Here is a 3,094-nt window from a genome sequence, read left to right on the forward strand (position 1 = left end):
CGGGCCGGTCGCCCCGGTAACGGCCATCGCGAGCTCACCGTCCAGGGCGAGGCGGAGGCGATCGCCGACGATCGACTGGTGCACGGCCGCCGCGCCCGCGGTCAACGTCATCGAGGGTGCGGTGTCGAAGACCTGCCCCACTTGCAGCTCGTCGAAGTAGGGACCGGTCACGAAATCCGATCGTACAAACTGTCGGTATGGATGCCGAAGAAACCATGCTCGTCGCCACCGTCCGGGCGTTCGTCGACCGTGAGGTCAAACCGCGGGTGCGCGACGTCGAACACGCCAACGAATACCCCGAGGCGTGGATCGAGCAGATGAAGCAGATCGGCATCTACGGATTGGCGATCCCCGAGGAATACGGCGGATCGCCGGTGTCGATGCCCTGCTACGTCGAGGTGACCCAGGAGCTGTCGCGCGGGTGGATGAGCCTCGCGGGCGCGATGGGCGGTCACACCGTCGTCGCCAAGCTCCTCACGCTCTTCGGCACCGAGGAGCAGAAGCAGCGCTATCTGCCGTCGATGGCCACCGGCGAGGTGCGGGCGACGATGGCGCTCACCGAGCCAGGCGGCGGTTCGGACCTGCAGAACATGTCGACGACCGCGTTGCCGTCCGAAGGCGGCGGCCTGGCGATCAACGGATCGAAGACGTGGATCTCCAACGCGCGACGATCCGGGCTGATCGCGTTGCTGTGCAAAACGGATCCGACGGCCACGCCGCGGCACAAGGGGATCTCGGTGGTGCTCGTCGAGCAGGGCACGACCGGGTTGTCGGTGTCGCGCGATCTGCCGAAACTGGGCTACAAGGGCGTCGAATCGTGCGAGCTGGTGTTCGAGGACTGCCGTGTGCCCGCATCGGCGATTCTCGGCGGTGAGCCGGGCAAGGGTTTCGCGCAGATGATGAAAGGCCTTGAGACGGGCCGTATTCAGGTCGCGTCGCGAGCGCTCGGGGTGGCTACGGCCGCGCTGGAAGATGCGCTCCGGTACGCCCAGGAGCGTGAGAGCTTCGGCCAGCCGATCTGGAAGCACCAGTCCGTCGGCAATTATCTGGCCGACATGGCGACGAAGCTCACCGCGGCACGACAACTGACGCGATACGCCGCCGAACGATACGACGCCGGGGAGCGCTGCGACATGGAGGCGGGCATGGCGAAGCTGTTCGCCTCGGAGGTCGCGATGGAGATCGCGCTCGACGCGGTGCGGATCCACGGTGGCTACGGCTACTCGACGGAGTACGACGTGGAGCGGTACTTCCGCGATGCGCCGCTGATGATCGTCGGCGAGGGCACCAACGAGATTCAGCGCAACGTGATCGCCGCGCAGTTGGTAGCGCGGGGCGGCATCTAGATTTCGTCGACCAGGCCCCACCGCAGCGCGGTCGGCGGGTCGATCGTCCGACCGGACAGCACCAGAAAAGCGGTGCGCCAGCGGCCGATTCGCCGGGTGACGCTCACGGTGCCACCGGCGCCCGGGATGAGGCCGAGGCTCAGCTCGGGCAACCCGAAAACCGCGTCGGCGCTCGATCGGACATACCCGCAGAAGGCCGCCATCTCCAGGCCGCTGCCCAGCACCTGACCGTGCACGTCGGCGTGGCAGCGCCTGCCGAGACGGGCGGTCAACTCGTTGAGCACCAGCGCCGGGCTGTGCCGGATGCGGGCGAAGTGCGCGCTGGCGGGATCGGCGAAGGTGCCGAACTCCGCGAGGTCGCCGCCGCTGCAGAACGACGGCCCGTTGCCGGACAGGACCACCTCGGTGATCGACGGGTCGAGGCGCGCGACTTCGAGCGCCTCCAGTAATGCGGCCCGGGTGTCGGTGGAGAAGGCGTTGTGCCGCTTGGGCCGGTTGAACCGTACGTACAGCGTGTCCTGGACCCGTACGGCCACAACAGGATCGGGAGTCTGCGGAATCTCAGCGGGTCCACGCTCGGCGAGCCAACGCTCGAACTCCGGACCGGATTGCAGCGTCGAATAGGCCAACGACTCCGTGACCACGCCGGTGAACGCGGGGGCGGCGGGGTCGACGGCGCGCAGCACGTCGGTGCAGATACCTGCGGCGTGTGGCCATCTCGCGCAGCGCTCGCGCAGCTCGTCGAGTGTCGTGGCCACCGACGGTACGCTGACGACTCTGCGGTCGTCGGTTTCGTCCTCCGAGAGCGTGAAAGTAGCTTGGTCGCTGGGTGATCCGACCCCGACGATCACACCGTCGGCAAGCTCGACGTGGCTCACGAGTACTTCTTGATCAGCTCCTGCTTGTACAGCTTGCCGGTGTCGGTGCGCGGCAGCTGCGCTTCGAAGGAGATCGAGCGTGGACACTTGTAGTGCGCCAACCTGTCCCGCAGCCATGCGAGCAACTCCTCGCCGAACTGCTCGGTGGCGTCAGCCGGGTCGACGGTCTGCACCACGCCTTTGACACGCTGGCCCATCTCGTCGTCGGGGACACCGAAAACGGCCGCATCCAACACCTTCGGGTGCGTGACCAACATGTTCTCGGCTTCCTGCGGATAGATGTTGACGCCGCCGGAGATGATCATGTGATGCCTGCGGTCGGTGAGGTAGAGGTACCCGTCCTCGTCGACGTAGCCGATGTCACCGACCGTCGTCCAGCCGCGTTCGTCGCGCGACTTCGCCGTCTTCTCCGGGTCGTTGAGATACTCGAAGGTGTTGCCGCCCTCGAAGTAGATCTCTCCGGCCTCGCCGGGCGGCAGTTCGTTGCCGTCCTCGTCGAGGATGTGCAGGCTACCGGTCATCGGCTTGCCGACCGAACCCGGTCGCGTCAACCAGTCCTCCGCGCTGATCAGCGTCGAACCGTGCGCTTCCGAGGAGGCGTAGTACTCGTCGATGATCGGCCCCCACCAGTCAATCATCTGCTTCTTGATCTCCACCGGACACGGCGCTGCGGCATGGATGACGCGCTTGAGGCTGGAGACGTCGTACGAATTGCGCAGCGGCTCAGGCAGTTTGAGCATCCGGGTGAACATGACGGGAACGAACTGCCCGTGCGTCACGCCGTAGCGCTGGATGGCGTCCAAGGCGCTCTCCGGATCGAACTTCTCCATCACCACCGTCGTGTAACCGGCGGCCTGAACTGTCATCGAC

3 protein-coding genes and 1 pseudogene are annotated in these 3,094 nt (G+C 66.2%); 1 reads left to right on the forward strand and 3 read right to left on the reverse strand.

The window, feature by feature from the left end; translation table 11 throughout:
- Positions 1-171 (reverse strand): annotated as a pseudogene (locus A5663_RS23190) (acyl dehydratase); the annotation flags it as partial.
- 26 nt (positions 172-197) lie between these two features.
- Here A5663_RS23190 and A5663_RS20020 point away from each other — a divergent pair.
- A complete protein-coding gene (locus A5663_RS20020) occupies positions 198-1,346 on the forward strand; it encodes an acyl-CoA dehydrogenase family protein (RefSeq protein ID WP_068153234.1) in 1,149 nt (382 codons plus the stop codon).
- Here the strand turns inward: A5663_RS20020 and A5663_RS20025 are convergent.
- Together A5663_RS20025 and A5663_RS23675 are read right to left on the reverse strand one after the other, a co-directional pair.
- Positions 1,343-2,224: an enoyl-CoA hydratase/isomerase family protein gene (locus tag A5663_RS20025; RefSeq protein WP_068153236.1), complete on the reverse strand. Its 882-nt coding sequence runs from the start codon at positions 2,222-2,224 to the stop codon at positions 1,343-1,345. The two genes, A5663_RS20020 and A5663_RS20025, sit on opposite strands and share 4 nt — an antisense overlap.
- On the reverse strand, positions 2,221-3,094 hold an 874-nt coding region (locus A5663_RS23675), incomplete at its 5' end, for an AMP-binding protein (RefSeq protein WP_156744571.1). The genes A5663_RS20025 and A5663_RS23675, both read right to left, overlap by 4 nt.

This window comes from Mycobacterium sp. E740, from assembly GCF_001672895.1.
Classification (GTDB): domain Bacteria; phylum Actinomycetota; class Actinomycetes; order Mycobacteriales; family Mycobacteriaceae; genus Mycobacterium.